19 protein-coding genes and 1 riboswitch are annotated in these 20,628 nt (G+C 48.1%); of the genes, 12 read left to right on the top strand and 7 right to left on the bottom strand.

All coding sequences use genetic code 11. The features are described 5' to 3' along the window. Positions 1–21 precede the first annotated feature (21 nt). Entirely contained in the window at positions 22–1,803 is a 1,782-nt protein-coding gene (locus BO53_RS0103210; protein WP_031545370.1) for a PTS mannitol transporter subunit IIBC, read from the bottom strand. A 169-nt stretch (positions 1,804–1,972) separates the two neighbouring features. Here BO53_RS0103210 and BO53_RS0103205 point away from each other — a divergent pair, with 169 nt between their 5' ends. The 3 genes from BO53_RS0103205 (at position 1,973) to BO53_RS0103195 (ending at position 4,741) form a co-directional block, all read left to right on the top strand. After that, on the top strand, positions 1,973–2,890 hold the full coding sequence (locus BO53_RS0103205) for a hypothetical protein (protein WP_051682986.1): 918 nt from the start codon (positions 1,973–1,975) through the stop codon (positions 2,888–2,890). A gap of 103 nt (positions 2,891–2,993) precedes the next feature. Beyond that, entirely contained in the window at positions 2,994–3,911 is a 918-nt protein-coding gene (gene rarD, locus BO53_RS0103200; RefSeq protein ID WP_031545366.1) for an EamA family transporter RarD, read from the top strand. A gap of 71 nt (positions 3,912–3,982) precedes the next feature. Continuing rightward, positions 3,983–4,741 (top strand): hypothetical protein, encoded by a 759-nt coding sequence (locus tag BO53_RS0103195; RefSeq protein WP_031545364.1) that lies wholly within the window; start codon positions 3,983–3,985, stop codon positions 4,739–4,741. A gap of 45 nt (positions 4,742–4,786) precedes the next feature. Here BO53_RS0103195 and BO53_RS0103190 read toward each other — a convergent pair whose 3' ends face one another. Continuing rightward, positions 4,787–5,875, bottom strand: a complete 1,089-nt coding sequence (locus BO53_RS0103190; RefSeq protein ID WP_031545362.1) for an NAD(P)-dependent alcohol dehydrogenase — start codon at positions 5,873–5,875, stop codon at positions 4,787–4,789. A 168-nt stretch (positions 5,876–6,043) separates the two neighbouring features. On the opposite strand from BO53_RS0103190, the gene BO53_RS0103185 reads away from it, so the two are divergent. From BO53_RS0103185 to BO53_RS0103170, 4 genes are all read left to right on the top strand, one after another. After that, the gene (locus tag BO53_RS0103185; protein ID WP_031545361.1) at positions 6,044–7,588 is read left to right on the top strand and encodes a type I restriction-modification system subunit M; all 1,545 of its coding nucleotides are present in this window, start codon (positions 6,044–6,046) and stop codon (positions 7,586–7,588) included. Continuing rightward, a complete protein-coding gene (locus tag BO53_RS13675; RefSeq protein WP_084184865.1) occupies positions 7,585–8,853 on the top strand; it encodes a restriction endonuclease subunit S in 1,269 nt (422 codons plus the stop codon). The genes BO53_RS0103185 and BO53_RS13675 overlap by 4 nt, the downstream gene beginning before the upstream one ends. A 13-nt stretch (positions 8,854–8,866) precedes the next feature. Beyond that, entirely contained in the window at positions 8,867–11,929 is a 3,063-nt protein-coding gene (locus tag BO53_RS0103175; protein ID WP_031545357.1) for a type I restriction endonuclease subunit R, read from the top strand. Positions 11,930–12,055: 126 nt separating this feature from the next. Continuing rightward, positions 12,056–12,982, top strand: coding sequence for a hypothetical protein (locus tag BO53_RS0103170; RefSeq protein ID WP_031545355.1), 927 nt, complete (start codon positions 12,056–12,058; stop codon positions 12,980–12,982). Positions 12,983–13,283: 301 nt separating this feature from the next. Here the strand turns inward: BO53_RS0103170 and BO53_RS0103165 are convergent, their stop codons facing one another. Next, the gene (locus tag BO53_RS0103165; RefSeq protein WP_031545353.1) at positions 13,284–13,712 is read right to left on the bottom strand and encodes a hypothetical protein; all 429 of its coding nucleotides are present in this window, start codon (positions 13,710–13,712) and stop codon (positions 13,284–13,286) included. A 288-nt stretch (positions 13,713–14,000) separates the two neighbouring features. Further along, a riboswitch (SAM riboswitch) is annotated at positions 14,001–14,105 on the top strand. Between the two features lie 112 nt (positions 14,106–14,217). Between BO53_RS0103165 and BO53_RS0103160 the strand changes: the two genes are divergently transcribed. Continuing rightward, a complete protein-coding gene (locus BO53_RS0103160; protein WP_031545352.1) occupies positions 14,218–15,177 on the top strand; it encodes an ATP-grasp domain-containing protein in 960 nt (319 codons plus the stop codon). Between the two features lie 38 nt (positions 15,178–15,215). Next, the gene (locus BO53_RS0103155; RefSeq protein WP_031545350.1) at positions 15,216–15,683 is read left to right on the top strand and encodes an OsmC family protein; all 468 of its coding nucleotides are present in this window, start codon (positions 15,216–15,218) and stop codon (positions 15,681–15,683) included. A gap of 54 nt (positions 15,684–15,737) precedes the next feature. Here the strand turns inward: BO53_RS0103155 and BO53_RS0103150 are convergent, their stop codons facing one another. The 3 genes from BO53_RS0103150 to BO53_RS0103140 form a co-directional block, all read right to left on the bottom strand. Continuing rightward, a complete protein-coding gene (locus BO53_RS0103150) occupies positions 15,738–16,394 on the bottom strand; it encodes a carboxymuconolactone decarboxylase family protein (RefSeq protein WP_031545348.1) in 657 nt (218 codons plus the stop codon). Between the two features lie 74 nt (positions 16,395–16,468). Next, positions 16,469–17,050 (bottom strand): protein-L-isoaspartate(D-aspartate) O-methyltransferase, encoded by a 582-nt coding sequence (locus BO53_RS0103145; protein ID WP_031545346.1) that lies wholly within the window; start codon positions 17,048–17,050, stop codon positions 16,469–16,471. A gap of 48 nt (positions 17,051–17,098) precedes the next feature. Then, positions 17,099–18,025, bottom strand: coding sequence for a VOC family protein (locus BO53_RS0103140; RefSeq protein WP_031545344.1), 927 nt, complete (start codon positions 18,023–18,025; stop codon positions 17,099–17,101). Positions 18,026–18,103: 78 nt separating this feature from the next. Between BO53_RS0103140 and BO53_RS0103135 the strand changes: the two genes are divergently transcribed. Next, entirely contained in the window at positions 18,104–18,706 is a 603-nt protein-coding gene (locus tag BO53_RS0103135; RefSeq protein WP_031545342.1) for an alpha/beta hydrolase, read from the top strand. A gap of 8 nt (positions 18,707–18,714) precedes the next feature. On the opposite strand, the gene BO53_RS0103130 is transcribed toward BO53_RS0103135, so the two are convergent. Further along, entirely contained in the window at positions 18,715–19,557 is an 843-nt protein-coding gene (locus BO53_RS0103130) for an HAD-IIB family hydrolase (RefSeq protein WP_031545340.1), read from the bottom strand. 96 nt (positions 19,558–19,653) lie between these two features. Between BO53_RS0103130 and BO53_RS0103125 the strand changes: the two genes are divergently transcribed. Both BO53_RS0103125 and BO53_RS0103120 read left to right on the top strand, forming a co-directional pair. After that, positions 19,654–20,340, top strand: coding sequence for an AzlC family ABC transporter permease (locus BO53_RS0103125; RefSeq protein WP_156956080.1), 687 nt, complete (start codon positions 19,654–19,656; stop codon positions 20,338–20,340). Further along, positions 20,337–20,624, top strand: a complete 288-nt coding sequence (locus BO53_RS0103120) for an AzlD domain-containing protein (protein ID WP_051682985.1) — start codon at positions 20,337–20,339, stop codon at positions 20,622–20,624. Before BO53_RS0103125 ends, BO53_RS0103120 begins: the two co-directional genes overlap by 4 nt. Positions 20,625–20,628: the final 4 nt, after the last annotated feature.

The raw sequence follows: 20,628 nt of genomic DNA, 5'->3' as shown, positions 1-20,628 counted from the left end.
GGCACCTCCTTGTATTCATCTCTATTTCTGGTGTTTCTTGAGTTCTTCCGTCAGTTCATCATACTTCGGACTGTTGAGGAAGTTGTCGACCGAAATATGCTTGGCAGTAGGCACTTTGCTTTCGGCCCTTTCAGTCAGCGTCTTCTGTGTGATGATGATGTCTTCATCACCCTTCAGCTGGTTGATGGCCGAATTCGTGACATCGATGTCGAGCCCTTCTTTTTTGAACTTATTCTTCAACATACCCGCGCCCATGGCACTTGAACCCATGCCGGCATCGCAGGCGAAGACGATTTTGTCGACTTGACTGTAGTCGAATGGCGCGTCCGCTGCTTCCTGGCCGTCTGTTGTTGAGCCTTTCTGCTCCCGCTTCAGTTCTTCCGTCAGTTCATCATATTTCGGACTGTTGAGGAAGTTGTCGACCGAAATATGCTTGGCAGTAGGCACTTTGCTTTCGGCCCTTTCAGTCAGCGTCTTCTGTGTGATGATGATGTCTTCATCACCCTTCAGCTGGTTGATGGCCGAATTCGTGACTTCGATGTCGAGTCCTTCTTTTTTGAACTTATTCTTCAGCATGCCGGCGCCCATGGCACTTGAACCCATGCCGGCGTCACAGGCGAAGACGATCTTGTCCACTTTGCCATAGTCGAAGGTCGCAGCTTCTGCAGTTTCCGTCTCGGCAGCCTCAGCCTGTGTCAGGGAGCCTGCAACGGAAGATTTCCTGCCTTTGGTCGCTTCCATCTTCTCCGTCGCGCCGACAATGTCATCGTCAGGCTGGCGGGTGAACTTCAGTATGAGTGAAGCTACGATGAAGGAGACGAGTGCGGCTGCGAATACGCCGAGGAACATGATCAGATGCTCGCCCCTTGGCGTCATGGCGAAGTACGCGATGATGCTGCCTGGTGCCGGAGGACCGGAAAGTCCGAAACCGAACAGGCTGAAAGTGAAGATGCCTGTTGCACCACCGAGTATTGCGGCGACGACGAGCAGCGGTTTCATGAGAATGTACGGGAAGTAGATCTCATGGATACCACCGACGAACTGGATGATGGCAGCACCCGGTGCAGTTGCACGTGCAGTCCCCTTGCCGAACACCATGTAGGCGACAAGGATGCCGAGACCGGGACCGGGGTTGGATTCGAGCGTGAATAGTATGGAGCGTCCCGCTTCCTGAACTTCTTCTGTGGCCAGTGGTGTCAGAACACCATGGTTGATGGCATTGTTCAGGAAGACGACTTTTGCGGGCTCGATGAATATGCTCGCCAGTGGCAGGAGGCCGGCTTCGACGACGATGTCGACGAGCTTTCCGAGCATGTTCGTCAGCCAGGATACGACGGGGCCGAGACCGTAGAAGCCAAACAGCGCGAGCAGGAAGGCAAGGATGCCGGCAGAGAAGTTATTGACAAGCATCTCAAGCCCCTGGCGGATGCGTGGTACAAGCACACGGTCGACCTGTTTGATCAGGTAGCCGCCGAGCGGCCCCATGATCATGGCGCCGAGGAGCATCGGGGAGTCGGGGAATGCTGTAATGATCCCCATCGTCGCAGTGGAGCCGACGACCCCGCCGCGGACGTCGTGGACGAGCTTACCGCCGGTGTAGGCGATGAGCAGCGGCAGGAGGTACGTGATCATCGGGCCGACCATGCCGGCAAGCTCTTCATTCGGCAGCCATCCGGCTTCAATGAATAGTGCGGTAATCAGACCCCAGGCGATGAAGGCGGCGATGTTCGGCATGATCATGCTGCTCAGGAAAGAGCCGAATGCCTGGACCTTGCGGGAGAATCCTTTCTTTTCTTCGGACATAATTGTCACCCCTTGTAAATATTTAGTGTAATTTAATAATAATCCTAAAAGTGAGCGCTTACAATATAAACAAAAAGCGGGTTTGTCACGCAATGTGTGACAAAACACATGTTATGGATTAAAAGACAGGCAGCCAAGTGTTATACTGGAAGAAAAAGGAGGGCATTTCATGTTCGATTATCAGGCAGCATATAAGAGGAACGGCGAAGGCGCTCATATGAAAACGTTCTGGCTGACGGTACTGGCGTTCATACTGATGTATGCGGCCGCCGGCCTGTTCATTCTGGTGATGGCAGCGCCATTTTCATTCATCGACAGTGGAGTGGTGGTGCTGTGGGTATTTGCAGTGGGCTTCCTGTTCCTTCTTGCCGGCGTCTTCCTGTTCTATCCATTCGGGGTGGGCATCATACGCTATTATGCATGTACATACCTGGGCCGCGACTTCGGATTTAAGGAAGCATTCAAAGTGTTCACAAAGGGCAGATACAGCAAAGTGATCAAGCTGGGGCTGCTCGTACTGGTCGCCTATTTCGTAATTTCCTTTCTACTCGGCCTCCTCATGCAGATCATACTGATGGCGATCAACACGCCGCTGATCACGCTGGCGGAGACATTGGAGCAGGGGAGTGGATTGTCGGGCACCCAGATTGGTCTGGTCATCGGAGTGGTCCTGCTCAATTTCCTGGTGGTGATGCTTTCATACATCCCTTATATACTGATCGCCATCTACATGTTCCTTGTCTATATGGCCTATGTCGACCAGCCGCTCATTCCCACAACCGATAAATTCAAAGTGGCATGGGATGTCATGTTCCGCAGTGGGGAGCGCATTTGGAAGCTGCTCTTCAGCAATGTCCTGCTCTGGCTGATCCCGCTCGCCATCTACCTCATATTCATCATGGCAGCGATAATGCTCGGCATTTTCGTAAATGAATTCGCCTTCCCCATACTCATGGTGGCAGGGGCGCTCCTGATGGTTGCAGTATATGCCGTGGTGATGTACTTCATGATCGGCAGCATTACCGCATACTATTTCAAGGGCCGTGATACACTCGACCGTGAATACCGCCGGGTACACCAAGCGTGAATCCCGGACGAAGATTGAAACAGCTGTTTCAATCTTATTTTTTGTCTTGAAATTATATTTGAGAGGAGTAAAATTGCTGTAATGCTTAAAAAGAGGTGAAGACATGAGTGAAAACAGCAAAGGCATAATTTTTGCCCTCGGGGCATATCTGATATGGGGCTTCCTGCCCATCTACTGGAAGCAGGTTGAACACATCTCTTCCTATGAACTGATCGCCCACAGGGTCCTGTGGGCCTTCGTATTCATGATTGTATTCATCCTCGTCACCAACAGGATGCATCTATTCTACAAGGACTTGAAATTCATCTTCCGGGACGGGAAGAAGATTGTTGCACTGTTTGCCGCTTCAGCCGTCATAACCACCAACTGGCTGCTTTACATCGTCGCTGTGAATAACGGACATATCCTGGATGCGAGCCTCGGCTACTACATCAATCCATTGATCAGCATATTGATCGGTTTCGTCATCCTGGGGGAGCGGTTCTCAAAATTGCAATGGGTGGCAATCATCATCGTCTTCCTCGGTGTTACATACCTGGCTGTGGGTCTCGGGTCCGCGCCATGGATCTCCCTTTCCCTGGCGCTGTCGTTCAGCATCTATGGCCTGATCAAGAAGGTCATCAATATGGACGCGGTATTCGCGCTGGCCGTCGAAACATTCGTCCTGGCGCCATTCGCCCTCGTCTACATACTGTTCCTTGAAGGCAGCGGCGGGGGGAACTTCGGAATCAATGCAGACAGCCTGGTCATGATGGGGACAGGTGTGATTACAGCGGTTCCGCTTCTGCTGTTCTCCCTCGGAGCCCAGCGCATCCGACTGTCCCTGATCGGCATCCTTCAGTACTTCGCGCCGACGATTATGCTCCTGATCGGTGTCTTCATGTATGATGAAGCATTCACGGACATCCATACGGTGGCCTATATCCTGATATGGAGCGGTCTTGCCATCTATACCTTCAGCCGCCTCCAGGAGATGCGCAGGCAATCGGAAAAGAAGGCGAGGCGGCGCGTCAGCCACTAGCATATTGTTAGTGAATTGAAATGATCCATGATATGATTTATGAAAAATCAGTGTTCTAAGGAGTAAGGAATATGAAGGTTTCAAAGTATCTGTTCGCGACCCTTACTGCAACCGCCATTATGGCCGGCTGCCAGGAGGAGACGGAGGATAATATAGATGAAACGTCAGAAGAGGCGACACAGGAATCGCGCGAGACGGAGCGTTCACTGTCCGATATAGAGACGGACGATGAATCACTTTCCGCAGTCGTGGAGAAGGCCGTGGAAATCGAGAGCTATCAGGCTGTCCTTGATCTTGAGGCGGTTGTCGATGGCGGCGCGCCGGAGATGCTTGAAGCCGATGTTCGGTTCAAGGACGGTGACCCGCCGTCCCTTCATCTGAAGTCTGAAGGCGAGGACCGCACGATTTCCAAGGATGGAAGGACGTACTACAACAACGGCACGGATTGGATCGACATTTCTGATTCCGTCGGTGCCGAGCAGCTCTATCATGTGACATATGAGAATGCAGTCCATTCATTTGCAGACATCAAGGATGAACTGGAGTCCGTTGAGGAGGGCGACCAGGTCATCTATACGGCTGATGGGGAGAGTGAAGAAGTGTTCAGGACGTTCGAGGAGCTCTTTGCTGTGGATTTCGGAGCTATTGATACTTCTGCCATACACAACGATGTAGAAATTGTTGTGGGGAAGGAGGATGCGCTCATCCAGTCCATCGACTACGATGCCGAAGGTGAAGATGCCGAAGGCGAGTATGAATTGTCGGGCGATGTGGAATTCACGTCCTTCAATGATGTTGGTGAAATCGAATTGCCGGAAGCGGTACAGTAATGAAGAACATCCTCCGGGACCACGGGTCCCGGAGGATGTTTTCTGTCAGGAGAACTCGATGACGGGTTTGAGTGTCTCACCCGACTCCATATCTTCGATGGCTTTGTCGAGTTCGTGCATTTCATACTTTTTGATGAGCTTGTCGAATGGGAACTTTCCTGCCTTGTACTGGGAGATGAGCTCGGGTATGAAGAGTTTCGGTACTGCCTGTCCTTCGACGACCCCGACCATTGTCTTGTTTGTCGGAATCAGTTCGTCGTGGATATGGAAATCCAGGTTTCCTGCCACACCGACGAGGGCGATCGTACCAAGCGGCCGGACGGAACGGATGGCCTGAAGGACGACAGGGGAGACGCCGGAAGCCTCTATGGCGTAGTGTGCACCGCCATTGGTGATGGACTTGATGGATTCGACCGGATCCTCTTCCCTGCTGTTGATGACGTGCGTGGCACCGAACGCCTTCGCCATCTCCAGGCGGTTTTCATGGACGTCGGCTGCAATGATCGTCCTGCAGTTGGCAAGTTTCGCACCCATGACTGCACTCAGGCCTACAGAACCGCAGCCGAATATGACGATGGCATCGCCAATCCCCGGCTTCAGTTTGTTTAATACCGTGCCTGCACCGGTCTGGATGCCGCACGCCAGGGGACCGAGAAGTGCGAGGTCGACATCCTTGTCTTCAATCTTTACGGTATTCCTGATATTGGAGATGCAGTGTGTCGCAAGGGACGATTGCCCGAAAAGGCGTGCCACCTTCTCATCTCCATCGGCTATTTTTGAGTCGGATGCCTCCATTGAGACGCCGAAATTCGCAGCAAAGAAATTCTCGCATGCACTCGGTATGCCGTTCAGGCAATTCTCACATTTGCCGCAGTAGTTGAAGGATACGACCACATGATCGCCTTCCTCAAAATCAGTGACTGCAGAACCTGTCTGCTCCACGATTCCGGCCCCTTCATGACCAAGGACGATCGGCGTCGGTGTCGGTGTGTCCTGGTGCAGCACACCAAGGTCCGTATGGCAGAGCCCGCTTCCCACAATGCGGATCAGCAGCTCATCCGGACCGACATCCTTCAGCTGTACATCCTTCAGTTCAACGTTCTCGTCTTCAGCAACATATGCTTTGATATCCATCATTTCACCCCATTGGAAATTATATGTCTCTACTATTGCCTCTACCCGTCGAAGTCGGAAGGTAAGCAATGGACACCGTATCCTTTCACTCAATATATGTTAAAATCCAGTTGAAGCAACAATTAAAAATAACGAATATACATAAAGCAGTATCCAGGAGGAATTCAAGTGGCCGCAAAAGCAGATATAAATTTTCAGAAAGACCTATTCGATGCAGCAACAAAAATGAGAGGGTCCGTTGCACCGGCGGATTATAAGCATTATGTCCTGCCTCTCATATTCCTGCGCTATCTATCCAATCGCTATGAATTGCGCAGGCAGGAACTCGGTCAATTGGTCAGAGAGCCAAAGAGTGATTTGTATATGGAAGACAGGGAAACAAGGGAAATCATTCTCGAAGATAGAGAGATGTACATGGCGGAGAATGTGTACGTCGTGCCGGAGAAAGCAAGCTGGCCGTATATACTTAAAAATGCGAAACAGTCGAATATAAAAGAAATTCTGGATAACGCGATGAAATACCTGGAAGAAGAAAATCCGGGACTCGAGGGCATGCTTCCGCGCACTTTCCAGGGCAGCAATCTGCCATCGGAAAATGTATCTAGCTTGATCGAAATATTTTCACGGGACATTTTCAGTGCCGACAATGAACGAAGTGTAGACGTGCTTGGTCGGGTGTACGAATATTTCATTTCCGAATTCGCTTCTACAGAAGGGCAGCGGGGCGGAGAATTCTACACCCCCTACTCCGTCGTTTCCTTGCTTGTCAGGATGCTTGAACCCATCAAGGGCACAGTGTTCGATCCCGCAAGTGGATCCGGCGGGATGTTCATCCAATCGGAAGAATACTCACCGTATCGTCACGAACTGTCCTTCTATGGACAGGAGAACGTCACCACCACAGCACGCCTTGGCAAGATGAACGTACTTCTCCATGGATTGAACGCTGAAATCAGGCTCGGCAATTCTCTGCTGGACGATCAGTTCAAGGCACTCAAAGCGGACTATGTCATCGCCAATCCACCATTTAATCAGAGTGAATGGGGCGCCGACCGGATCTCCAGTGACGATTCACGACTCGTTGGGCCCATTACCGATTCAAACGCCAACTACATGTGGATGCAGCACTTCTTCCACCACCTGAATGACGAAGGATCCGCCGGTTTCGTCATGGCCAATGGTGCCATGACAACCAATCAAAAAGGAGAAAAGCCCGTCCGAGAATGGTTTGTGGATAATGGCTATATCGACTGCATCGTCGCCCTACCGGAAAAACTCTTCCTATCCACAGGCATTCCAGTATGCCTGTTCTTCTTGAGCAGAAATAGGAGTGGCAAAGGAAAATACAGAGAACGACAAGAAGAAATCCTTTTCATCGACGCACGTCAGAAAGGATCCCTCGTCAGCCGACGACAAAAAGCACTCTCTGAAGAAGAGATAAAGGAAATCGCAGATGCGTACCATAACTTCAAATTCAATGAAGAAGAAGTGGAAGGAACCCCAGGGTTCTGCAAGGTAGCAACATTGGATGAGGTGAAAGAAAACGACTATAAACTCACTCCCGGTGTCTATGTAGGCACAGAAGCAGTGGAAGACGACGGCATCCCATTCGAAGAAAAGATGGAAGAACTAAGAACAATACTGTTGGAACAGTTCGAAGAATCCAACCGTCTCCAGAAGAAAATCAAGAAGGATTTGGAGGGGATGATTTGACGAACGAAATAAAGAAGGTGAAGCTTGGTGAACTCTGTGAAATTACGTCAAGCAAACGTATTTATATGAGAGACTATGTAAAAGAGGGTATACCGTTTTACCGTTCCAAAGAAATCATTGAAAAATTTAAGCATAAAACGGTAACTAGCCCGCTGTATATTTCTGAAGAAAAATTTAGTGAAATAGAACAGAAATTTGGTTCTCCAGAGCCTGAGGATATCCTTCTTACTTCTGTAGGAACGATTGGGGTCCCTTATTTTATAAAAAGAGGAGAGAAATTTTATTTCAAAGATGGGAATTTAACTTGGTTTAGAAACTTTAAAGAAACCACTACTAGCAAATATATATATTATTGGTTACAGTCACCTGAAGGAAAAAAAGAAATAAATCAACAAATCATAGGCTCGACCCAAAAGGCTTTGACTATTAGTTCTATAAAAGAAATGCAAGTCTCTCTTCCTTCGCTTAACATACAAGGTTTAGTTGTGAAAATTTTAGATAACATTAACAGTAAACTGGAAATTAATAATAAAATGAACAAAACGTTGGAAGAAACAGCAATGCTACTTTATAAGCATTGGTTTGTTGATTTTGGCTCGTTCCAAGATGAAGAATTTGTTGATTCGGAAATTGGATTAATTCCTGAAGGTTGGGAAATAAAGTCGTTAAAAGAACTATATAATTTCTCATCAGGTGGCACTCCCAGTAGAAAAAAAGAAGAGTATTATAAAGAAGGTTCTTTCAATTGGGTGAAAACAAAAGAACTAAAGGATTCTTTCATTTTTAAAACGGAGGAAAAGATTACAGAAGAGGCGATAGAAAATTCTTCTGCAAAGTTATTGCCCAAAGGAACGGTTCTCCTTGCCATGTATGGCGCAACAGTAAGTCAACTAGGGATATTGGGTTCAGACTCCACTACGAACCAAGCATGCTGTGCGTTAGATTCTAAAGGAGAACTAACGAATTCTCTAGCATATTTATATTTAAAATATAACAGAACATGGATTAAAAGCCTTGCCAATGGAGGAGCTCAACAAAATATTAATCAGCAAATGGTTAAGGGCTTAAAGGTTGCTGTTCCAATAAATAAAAATAGTCTTTCAGATTTATTAAAAAGGATAGAAAATATTTTCGCTTTAATTGAAGCAAATCAAAGAGAAATCGATAAACTTGCTGAAACAAGAGATTACCTCCTTCCTAAACTCCTATCAGGAGAGATTGATTTATCGGATGCTGAGCAGCGGGTGGAGGAAGCGACGAAGTAGAGGAGGGATATGTATGGGGAAACTGGCGGAAACTGATTTTGAGGAAACAACGATTGAACGTCTGGGACGGATGGGCTACGAATATCTCCATAGCCAGGAATTGTTCCAGAGGGGTGAACGTGAAAGGTTCCAGGAAGTGGTGCTGAAAAATCGGCTTGAAGCTTTTCTTGGAAGGACCTACCCAATGATCCCTTTTGATGAGATTGGCAGACTGGCGGATTCTTTTTTGCTTAGTGACGGGTTTGGCTGGCAGGAACGGAATTTCGATTTTCATCAGAGGCTGACGAAGGGGACGGAGTTTGTTTACGATGAGAATGACGAGGAGAAGGTCCAGCATGTCTATGCGATTGACTGGGCGCATCCCGAGAATAATGATTTTTTAGTCGTAAACCAATTTTCGGTAGAAGGCCGAATGACGAGGATTCCTGATCTTGTGGTTTTTATCAATGGTCTGCCGCTGATTGTTTTTGAGTTGAAGAATCCGAATAGTGAAAATGCAACAGTACTCGATGCATACACTCAGATTCGGAACTACACGTTCGATATTTCCCGGCTTTTCGAGTACAACGCATTTACTGTAGTTTCTGATGGGGTGGAGACGAAGCATGGCATGCCGGGCGCGGATTATGACTTCTTCTCTTCGTGGAAATCGATCGATGGGGTGAGAGTGGATGATAATCTCGCCAATACGATGCGCACACTGGTGAATGGCTTGTTCGACAAGGCGCGTCTGTTGAACTATATCCGCAACTTCATCGTGTTCATGGATAAAGGCGGCCAACATGCAAAAATTGGTGCGAAGTATCACCAGTTCTTCGGTGTGAATTTTGCCATTGAGGAAACGGTGCGTGCCACGCGACCGGAAGGTGACCGGAGAATCGGTGTGATGTATCATACGACAGGCTCAGGCAAGTCCATCAGCATGTTGTTCTATGCCGCCATTCTCGCCCGGCATGGCTCACTGGACAACCCAACTATCGTCGTTCAGGTGGATCGCAATGATCTGGATGAGCAGCTGCATGACACTTTCTCTGAAGGATACAGTCTGATCGGCCATATCCATCATGCAAAGACTGCAGATGAATTAAGGCAGAATTTAAGGGGAGAAGGGGGACAGATCGTCTTCTCCACCATTGAGAAATTCCGTCTCAAAGAAGAGGAGGCGAAGCATCCTGTTCTCTCGGAACGCAGTAATATCATAGTGATCAGCGATGAAGCGCATCGGACGCAAAGCGGTTTTGATGGCGGCTATGCGGCACAATTGCGTCATGCCTTGCCGAATGCCTCTTTTGTCGGCTTTACAGGTACACCTGTAAAATTGCTGGGCAACAACACAGAAGAAATATTTGGCCATGTGATCCACCGCTACGATATGGCCCAGGCAGTGAGGGACAAGGCGGTCGTCCCCCTCTATTATGAATCCCGTCTGATTCCACTGGATTATGACGGCGCGGATATAGACCAGGAATTCTCGGATCTTGTAGAGGAAGTCGGGTTGGAGGATGAGGCGTCGGACAGTTATAAATTGAAATGGGCCGCTCTGGAGAAAGTGGTCGGCACACAGAAGCGGTTGAACCAGCTGTCTCGGAGCATCCTGGACCATTTCCATGAAGCAGCCGATCCATTCCAAAAGGGCATGATCGTCTGCATGAGCCGAAACATCGCTGTCCGTCTTCATGAGGATATGAAGCGGCATGAGGACTGTCCGGAAATCGAGGTTGTGATGACGGGCAATGTCTCGAAAGATCCGGAAGCATGGCGGCGACGGAACCCAGGCAGTAGATATGCACACATAAAGACGAAGGATGAGCAGGAGGAAGTGAAAAGGCGTCTGAAAGATCCGAAAGATCCACTGAAGTTTGTCATTGTGGTCTCCATGTGGCTGACCGGCTTTGATGCACCCAACCTTTCATTCCTCTACGTGGACAAGCCGATGAGAGGGCATACGCTGATACAGGCGATTGCCCGCGTCAACCGTGTCTTCCCTGGAAAGGAAGGTGGTCTGATCATCGATTTCATCGGCATTGCCACTTCCCTTAAGGAAGCGACAAACCAGTATACCGGAGACGGCACAACCAACGATATGGATATTGACCTGTCCAAGGCGGTGGATATATTCCATGAAAAACTTCAAAATGTCCGGCAGATGGTGGACCATCGAGAGCATACGGAAGACTGGCGGAAACTATCGAAGGTGGAACGTGAAAATTACATTGCCGATATTGTGAATGGACAGCTGAATGGCGATCCGGAGCATTATGTCGAAACCTGTGTAAAGCTGGAAAAGGCCTATAAGCTCATCCAGCATCTCGAAGCGATTCTGCCATATGCTGATGAAGTAGCACTCTATCAGATGGTGCGGATTCAGCTCAAAAAGCATTTGACGGCGGCAGGTGGGCAGGACAAGAAAAACAGTACCATTGAAGAGCGTCTCACTGAGATGCTGGATGCGCATCTGGAGTCGAAAGAACCAATCGATATATATCAGGTGGCTGGTATAGAAAAACCGGATATCAGCATACTGGACGATGCATTTCTGAAGGATGTCGAAGACAAGCAAGTCCATGAAGACCTGAGACTGAAGCTGTTGAAAAAGTTGCTTGAGGACCATATCAAAGTGAACTTCAAGCCGAACAGTCCAAAAGAAAAAAAGATGCGGCAACTGCTCGAGAAAACTTTGATGGACTATCACAATCGCATCATCCAGGCAGCTGATGTCGTCCGCATCATGATAGATATGAGAAAAGAGACGGATGAAGAAGTGAAATTCCGCAAAGCACTTGGTCTTTCAGATGAAGAAGCAGAATTCTACAAAGCGATCACCGCAATGGAATCAGATGCTTTCGATAATAAATTCCTTGCAGACCTCGTTCATGAAGTCGTCAAGGAGCTGAAAAAGAACCTGAGCCAGGACTGGTTGAGTGACCATAGAAAGAACATCCATGCCAAAGTCAGCAATGCCGTTAAAGTCGTCCTGATAAGGAATGGCATCAAAGGCGAGAAACTGATAAAAATCAGAGAGGCGATTATGGAACAGGCAGAAGAGCAGTACAAGGGTTGGCCGAATACAGCTTAGGAGGAGAAGGGTCTCTATTGGAAGAGTAGAGGCTCTTTTTACAATTGAAGTAACCTAACAACGATATAAAATCTTTTGTATATTTTTAAAGATGGAGATGTATTACAAGTAATGGAGGTCGTAGGTATGGCTAATGAAAGAAGAAATCAAGAAATAAATGGATACTTAAAAAATGACAATGTTATAGAGAGATTTGCTTTGCTTAAACTTAAAAATGGAGAAAAGCAATTGGAGATTCAGAATTATAATTTGTCCGAAGAAGAAAAAGAATTGTTTTACGAAACTTCTAGATATTACTCAGATTTTAAAAAGATAAATCAAATGTATGATATCTTCTTGGAAGACGTAGCAAATATTATCAATTATACTCAAAAAATAGAAAAAGACGGGAGAGAAGGTGAGGAATATCTCGTTAATTATTATTTTATCCATCTACTTTCATCTGCAAAACTATTTATTACTTATATTGAAAATCAGTTTAAAGAAAGATGGAGTGAAGGATCAAAATACTTTAGAGATTGGAAAAATAAAACTCATGAAGTATACGACAATAGTTTTTCATACAGATTCTGCTATCATTTAAGGAACTTTACTCAGCACAAAGGGTTTGCAATAACAAAAATGGATCTTAATATAGACGGTGGCAATCCAAATAAAAAGGCAACCTATGACATTTATATTGACATAAACGCAATGATCAATTCGGGCTATAAGTGGAAAAAAAATATATTGAAAGAGTTGGAAAGTCTTACAGAAGATATAGATGTAAAAAATTTAATACAAGGGTTTTACGATTCAATAGTAAAGCTCTATATAAGTGCTAATGAGATATATTTGTCAGCTAATAACGAAAGGCTAAAAGAATTAAAAAAGGAACTAGACAAGATTTATGATTCTCCCGACATCCCACATATTACAAAGGTTAATAAAAAAGGTTTTAAAAAAAGTTCACAATCTTACGAATCTATCGAGTTAAACGGAAAAAGAGAAATTGATAAAATATATGTAGAGTTATCAAAAATAAACTTAGTTAACTTGAAATATGTGCAATGATCTCCTTAGAAATTATAGCCATCACATACATTACCTATATCAAAGCCATAAAATTTTAGACATATTTGCATAATTAAGAGGAATACCTCAATAAAGAACCGTTACTTGTTCCTATTGAAGTATTCCTCAGTTACTTGTAGTTGCTTTTTCAAGATCTCTTTCCACAAATGTCCTCTGACTTCTCCGGTGCCTCTGGAGACTTTTGTTCTTTTGATTGTTCCATCATCCATATGTTTTCTAAAGTATATATGGTGTCCTTTAGTTTTGAATTCTTCCCAGCCATCTCTACGACAGAATCGTTCTATCTCTTTCCAGCTCGGCATCGTATAAGTGATTTTACTTCTTCTTTAGTATCTTGTGAAAGGACTTTCAAAACATATGGAAAATGGGGACGTCTGTTGGGAGAATTAAAGTACATATTGAAATTATTCTGGTATTCTTCAGCATACTCAATCAATTCATCAGTCAAAAAATCCAGGGCTTCTTCTTCTGTCCCGCCGTTCTCCACCAAGTCAAAATCTGCAAATGAGGCTGTTACAGAATTATCCTCTTCAATGAACAATTCAACTTCCAATATGAAATTCTCTAGAATAGTTTCCAAATGGCCGATGTTGAGAGCGGCCCACTCATCTCTATTCCTCCTGACAAAGCGGGGGCCTGAACGTATGACTTCATCATTAAACCGGCTCCATTGTTTTCTAACTTCAGTAGCTTTTAAAGTCTTTTGCATATTTTTCACTCCTCTAAATATTATTATAACACCATGCGTACATAATGTACATAACGTACATTTTAGTCTGGTCAATTTTCAGAAAGTGAAAGCATTTAATTGAAGGTTGTATAATCCAGCCCTTGTACTAATAAAAGGATAGGTGGTTTACTCTCACTGTTTGTTGTAGGTCGGTGTCCAGAATGAATAGAAAGAATGGAACAGTTTGGAAATTTAGGCTCTGCATATTGACTATCCATGGATTATGGCATAGAATATCTATTAACCTATCAACTTAATATGAATTGATTCTTATCCAGAGAAGCAGAGGGAGATGGCCCGATGACGCTTCGGCAGCGGGTTCTTCATGAATACTGTGCCAATTCCATCAGGTCTGTGCCTGGAAGATGAGAAGAGATATGGATTGTCTGAAGCTCTTTTCCCACCCGGAAAGGGCTTATATTTTTATAGGTGCAGCATAACGCAGACAAAAAGTATCTTATAAATACTGAAGGAGTGATACAGCATGGCCAAAATATATGTACTGCACGAAAACCCGGAATGGACCGACCATCTTTTCAAGCGGCTGGATGAACTGGGGCTGCCCTATGAGGACTGGCTTCTGTCGGAGGGTACGGTCGACTTGACTGCAGAACCGCCGGAAGGCGTCTTCTACAACAGGATCAGTGCGTCTTCACATACGCGGGGCAACCGTTATTCTCCGGAGCTTACAAATGCTGTCCTTGCGTGGCTGGAGTACCATGGACGTACGGTAATCAACGGCAGCCGGGCCCTGCAGCTGGAAGTGAGCAAGGTGTCCCAATACCTGGAGCTTGAAAAACACGGCGTAAAGACGCCGAATACGGTGGCCGCCGTCGGCAAGGACCAGATTCTGGAAGCAGCGAAACGGTTTGAGGGAAAATCCTTCATTACGAAGCATAATCGTGCCGGCAAAGGCCTCGGCGTCCAGCTGTTCGATTCCATCGAAGCACTCGAAGCATATGTCGGAAGTGAGGCATTCGAGGAGCCGGTGGATGGCGTGACCCTGCTCCAGGACTACATCAAATCACCGGATGCCTCCATTACACGCTGCGAATTCGTCGGCGGTGAATTCGTCTATGCCGTCCGTGTCGATACGTCCGAAGGGTTCGAACTGTGCCCGGCGGACGCGTGTTCCATAGAGGACCTGTTCTGCCCGGCGGAGGAGCAGGAGGAAGCGGAGACCCCGAAATTCAGGATCATCAAGGATTTCCACCATCCAATCCTTGAAAATTATAAGAAGGTGCTCGCAAACAACAGCATCAATGTTGCAGGCATCGAATTCATCCAGGATGAAGATGGAAACCTCTACACTTATGACATCAATACGAATACAAACTACAACAGTGATGCAGAAGCCGAAGCCGGCCAGTACGGCATGCTTGAACTGGCGAAGTTCCTCGGCCGTGAGCTCGAAACGGTCCGGAAAGAGGAAGTGGGCAGCTGATACGGCTGACCGGAAAATAAAAATTGAGGAGAATCATTATGCCGATCAAAACATACAGGGCAACAGCGGATCTGAAGGAAAATGTCAAAGTTGAAACGCAGGCACGACAGCACAAGGTGATGGTGGATGAACCAGCAAGTCTGGGCGGAGAAGATACTGCCGAGAATCCTGTCGAACTCCTGCTATCATCCCTTGGCGCCTGCCAGGCGATCATAGCGCGGATGTCGGCGAAACAGTTCGGCATCGACATCGAATCGTTGAAGGTGGAACTGGAAGGGGACATAGATAGTGATGGCTTCATGAGCAATGGTGCCATCCGCCCTGGCTTTTCGGATATACGCTATAAATTCCATATCAGAACAGATGCGCCTGAAGCAGAAGTTGAGAAGTTCATACAGTTTGTCGAAGCGAATTGTCCGGTAGGGGACACCCTTCAAAACCCGGTCAATCTGGTATCAAATGGTGTCGTCATTGAAAGGGACGAAACAGCTGCTGCACCGAAATGATCGGCAGGCAATAAAAATGCCTCATCCATATTATATGGATGAGGCTCTTTTCATCTATTCATCATAGGCGTTCAGTGCATTGATGCCATGGGCGTATGCCGAACCGGCCTTCAATGTTGTTGCGACGAAGATGGATTCCGCGATCTCCTCTTTCGTGACGTTCATCTTTTTGGCATTTCCCGTATGGATTTCGATGCAGTACGGGCAGCCGGTCACATGGGCGATGGCGACAGCGATGATCTCTTTCTCCTTTGCTGTGAGTGCGCCTTCCTGCATGGCGGCGGCATCGAACTGCTGGAATGCCTTGTTGATTTCAGGTGTGACCTTGTTGAGCTGTGCGAGATTCTTAAGATCCCCTTTGGCGTAGAGGTTGTCGTCTTCGTTTCCATCATAGGCGTTCAGCGCATTGATGCTGTGGGCATATGCTGATCCTGCCTTGAGGGCAGTGGCGACCATGATGGATTCCGCCATCTCCGCTTTGGAGCCGTCGAGCTTCTTCAAATTTTTCACGTGGATATCGATGCAGTACGGGCAGCCGGTCACATGGGCCACTGCCACGGCGATGAGCTCCTTCAGTTTGCCGGGGAGTACACCTTCCGCCATCGCTTTCTGGTCGAACTGTCCGAATGCCTTCGCGGCTTCCGGGGCAAGCTTGTTGATTTCACCGAGGCGGTTCTTGTAGGACTGTTTGTAAAGTACGTCTGTCGTCATTTCATATCCTCCTAGTATGTATTGTTATACACTATATAGTATAGCAATAAATACATCAAGGGAAGCAGGACGGGCTACTCTTTATCTTTTTTGAGCCTGACGAACCTCACGTGTTCGATGAAGGAAGTGTGAACGCCCCCATCCTCGTCCTTTTCGACGAGCCGGAGCTCCTGATTGAACGTGTCACCGACGGGAATGACCATTTTTCCGCCGGGTGCCAGTTGGCGGACGAGGGCAGGTGGGATATCCCCTGCGGCGGCAGTCACCATGATTCTGTCATATGGCGCATGTGCCTCCCAGCCGAGGTTGCCGTCGCCATAATGGAAGTGGATATTGGAGAACCCTTCTGCAGCCAGTTTTTTCTGGGCACTCTCATGAAGTGCCCTGATTCTTTCGACCGTATACACGCTTTCAGCAAATTTCGCCAAAAGTGCCGTCTGGAAGCCGGAACCGGTGCCGACCTCCAGCACTTTGCTGCCGGATTCCAGATCAAGGCGGAGGGTCATCTCCAGCACGAGGGAGGGCTGGGATATCGTCTGCCCGTGCCCGATGGGGAAGGGCACATCCATCTCGGCTTCCTCCTTATGCCGGTCCATGAACCTGCTCCGGTCGAGTGCATGGAAAAATGCTGTAATCTCTTTTTCGTCATATTTCATGGGATTCACCTTCCTTTTGGATGGATGTCCTGAAAACCTGGGGACGGTTCATCTGAGCGGGGTCAGATAGGCTTCGATCAGGTCGCGGTTCTCCTCCAGCTCGGGAGGCAGGGAGAGGGCCTCCCCGAGTGATTCGACCGGTTCGTCGACATGGAAGCCGGGACCGTCTGTGGAGACTTCCACCGTAATGCCGCCGACAGTCGTGATGTAGAGCGCCTTGAAATAGTAGCGGTCGATGATACCGGAATTCTTCCAGTTCTCCTCATCGATGCGCTCTTCAATCTCCATCAGCTCGGCTTCATCCTCGACACGGAGTGAAAAGTGGTGGACGCTGCCGTACCCCTCCTTTTCGAGCTGGCTGCTGCGCTGTTCGATGACATAGATGCTGTCTTCGCCGACTTTGAGTTCCGCTTCCGTCGCATCATCATTGAAATCCCCATGCACGGCCCCGCCGAGAAGCTCCAGGAACTGCACCATCGGCTTCACGTACTGGACGGTCATCTCGACGGCCCCGATGGATGTGATGGCATGCGCCCGGGGTATATCCGGATGTACATTCGGTGTGGCGTGTTCATCGCTCTGGTCGACCATCAGTGCAAGGCGCTGCTTTTCATGGTCTTCGAATTTCATGATGGTCCTGCCGAACTGTTCGATGATGCCTTCATGATAGACGCCGTATGCCTCGAAGCGGTCCCTGAAGAACTCGAGTGCCTCTTTTGAGGGTACACGGAAATAGGTTCTGGAAATGCTGTTGGTGCCCGCCTGGAATTTGGGTGCGTTCACGATTTCAAAGAACGTGATGTCGGAGCCGGGCGTCCCCTCATGATCTGCATAGAATAGATGGTACATGCTCGTATCATCCTGGTTCACCGTCTTTTTGACGAGGCGGAGACCGAGGATATTTGTATAGAAGTCGTGATTGTCGAGGATCTCCCTTGTGATGGATGAAACATGATGGATGCCGAGTACTGTCATGGATATCGCTCCTCCTGAGTCTTTTGTTATTATTATATAATAGTAATAGGGTAAACTCTAATAAAGGAGGGCATCAAAGTGAAGCATCTATTTATAAAAGCGAAGAACAACAAGGAAAATACGCTGATACTTTTTCATGGCAGTGGCGGCCGGGAGACGGATCTGCTCGAGGTCGCTGCAATGGTGGACGGATCTGCAAACATCCTGTCTTTGCGCGGAGATGTCGAGGACAGTGGGCAGGTCCGTTTCTTCAAACGGGATGGAAAGGGGCATGATGAAGAAAGCCTGAAGGCCGAAGGGGAGAAGGTGGCCGCGACATTGCGTGAACTCGCCGGGGAATATGATCTGGACCTCTCCAAGGCGGTCTATATCGGCTACTCGAATGGCGCGAACATGGCGGCCCATATGCTGCTCAACCATGCCATCCCGGTTGCCGGGGCGATGCTGATGCACGGGGCATACAAAAGCGGACAGATGGGCAACGTGGACCTGCTCGGAAAAAAGGTGCTGATGACAGCCGGGGCCAGGGATATGGTTGCTACAGCCGGAGAAGCGTATCAGCTGAAGCAGCGTCTGGAACTGAGGGGGGCATCGGTGGATGTGAAACTCACGGATGGCGGGCATGAAATCGTTTCGGAAGAGCTGATGGAAGGGCATGTCTGGTATCTGGGTGTGAAGTGAGGATGGCCTCACTTCAAGTACGTCTCCTCCAGATAGTGCTTGAGCCCGTCTTCATCACATGTGAATTCGGTGATGTCATCAGCCGCCGCCTTGACGGCTTCAGTCGCATTTTTCATGGCGGTCCTGCGCCCGGCCTTCTCAAACAGGGGCAGGTCGTTCATCGAGTCGCCGATCACGTGGACATCATCGAAGCCGATGCCGAAGTGTTCGAGCAGCGTGGCCGTCCCGGTCGCCTTATCCCGGCCCTTCAGCATGATTTCGGCATTGTGCACACTTGTCGTATACAGTGCGTAGGCGGAATCATCCTGGCGTGCTTCCAGGTAGTCGTACCACTTCTTTATCTTTTCGAGATCGGTACTGAAGAAGAACAGTTTGACGACATGGTCGAGCGGCAGCTCTTCAACCCACTGTGTTTCGCTGTTCATCGTATCCTGGGCAAACCGGTATTCGAAATCCTTCATCGTCCCGGGCTGATCCCGGCTGATGTCGGCAAATGAATATTCCTGGTCCTGAAGGAGCGTCCGGCTTGAGTTTTCAAGCGTATGCACTTCATAGTATATCTCCCGCTCCCGTGCGGCTTCGATCATCTGCTGGACGAAGTCCGGTTTAAAGGAAGCGGCATCGACGAGCTCACCGCCGACATAGATGCCCATGCCGCTCGCGGCAACATAGCCATCAAGCGGGCATTGTTCGGGTGTGATGCTGATGATTTCATGGCTGGTCCTGCCTGTTGCAAAAAAGATATGCATGCCCCTTTTTTTGATTTCGGCCAGTGTCTCCACCAGGTTGAGGGAGAACCGTCCGCTGTGATCCAGTATGGTGCCGTCCATGTCGAGCGCTAATGCTTTCATCTTCTTTCACTCCATTATTTTTAATTGGTCTGCTATTCGTTTTTTAGATATGTTAAAATATTCGTATTGTCTTATTATTATAAATGTGGTGATATTGTGACACAAACAGCTTTCAAGAGATCCATCATGGATGGGATGACGATCGGCATGGGATATCTTCCCGTTGCGGTCGCATTTGGAATCACTGCAAAACCGCTGCTTTCATTTTTCGAAACGGTGCTGATGAGCTTCATGGTGTATGGGGGCGCCAGCCAGTTCCTGGCACTCCAGATGCTCACCTCAAGCGGGGCATTGGCTATAATCATTGCAGTCTTCATACTCAACTCAAGGCACTTCGTCATGGCCTTCAAGGTCAACTACGATCTCAAGCACGAGTCGTTCCTGAAACGGCTGATCCTGTCATCCTACGTGACGGACGAATCGTTCGCGGTCACTGCGAACAATGATGAAGACCAGCACACATTCACAAACTACTTTGTCACATTCTTCATTGCCTACACCTTCTGGGTGGCCTTTTCCGCAGTCGGCTATCTGGCTGGGGAATGGATGAGCGAAGGGGTGATCCTGGCGAGCGGCATCGCCCTCTATGCGTTATTCATCGCGCTGCTTATACCGGCCGTCAGGGTCCATTACAAGTACGGCATCGTTGCAGTTCTCGGGATGCTGATGCACTATGTCCTTAACATCATCCCTTTTGTGCCTTCAGGCATCGCCATCGTCGCGGCCATTCTGCTCGCTGCACTCCTTGGTGTCATTCTTGAACGACTGGAGGTATTCAATTGATCCTGCTCATCGCCGCCCTTTGTGCTGTCACCATCATAACACGTATACTTCCGGCATTTATCGTGGGCAAGTTCTCACTGCCGGAATGGATTATTACATATTTGAATTATATACCCTATGCCGCCCTCGGGGTACTGATTTTTCCGGGAATCCTTACAGCCGTGGAGCAGCCGGTATACGGAGTGTTCGGGGGCATATTCGCAGTCATACTGGCGGTGCTCCGGGTGCCGCTCTTCTTCATCGTGCTGGGGAGCATCATATTCGTATACATCATCATGCTATAGAAGG

Source organism: Salinicoccus luteus DSM 17002 (assembly GCF_000712035.1).
In the GTDB taxonomy this organism is placed as follows: Bacteria; Bacillota; Bacilli; order Staphylococcales; family Salinicoccaceae; genus Salinicoccus; species Salinicoccus luteus.
Note: the sequence above shows the minus strand (reverse complement) of the source record. Positions and strands in the feature narration are given on the sequence as shown.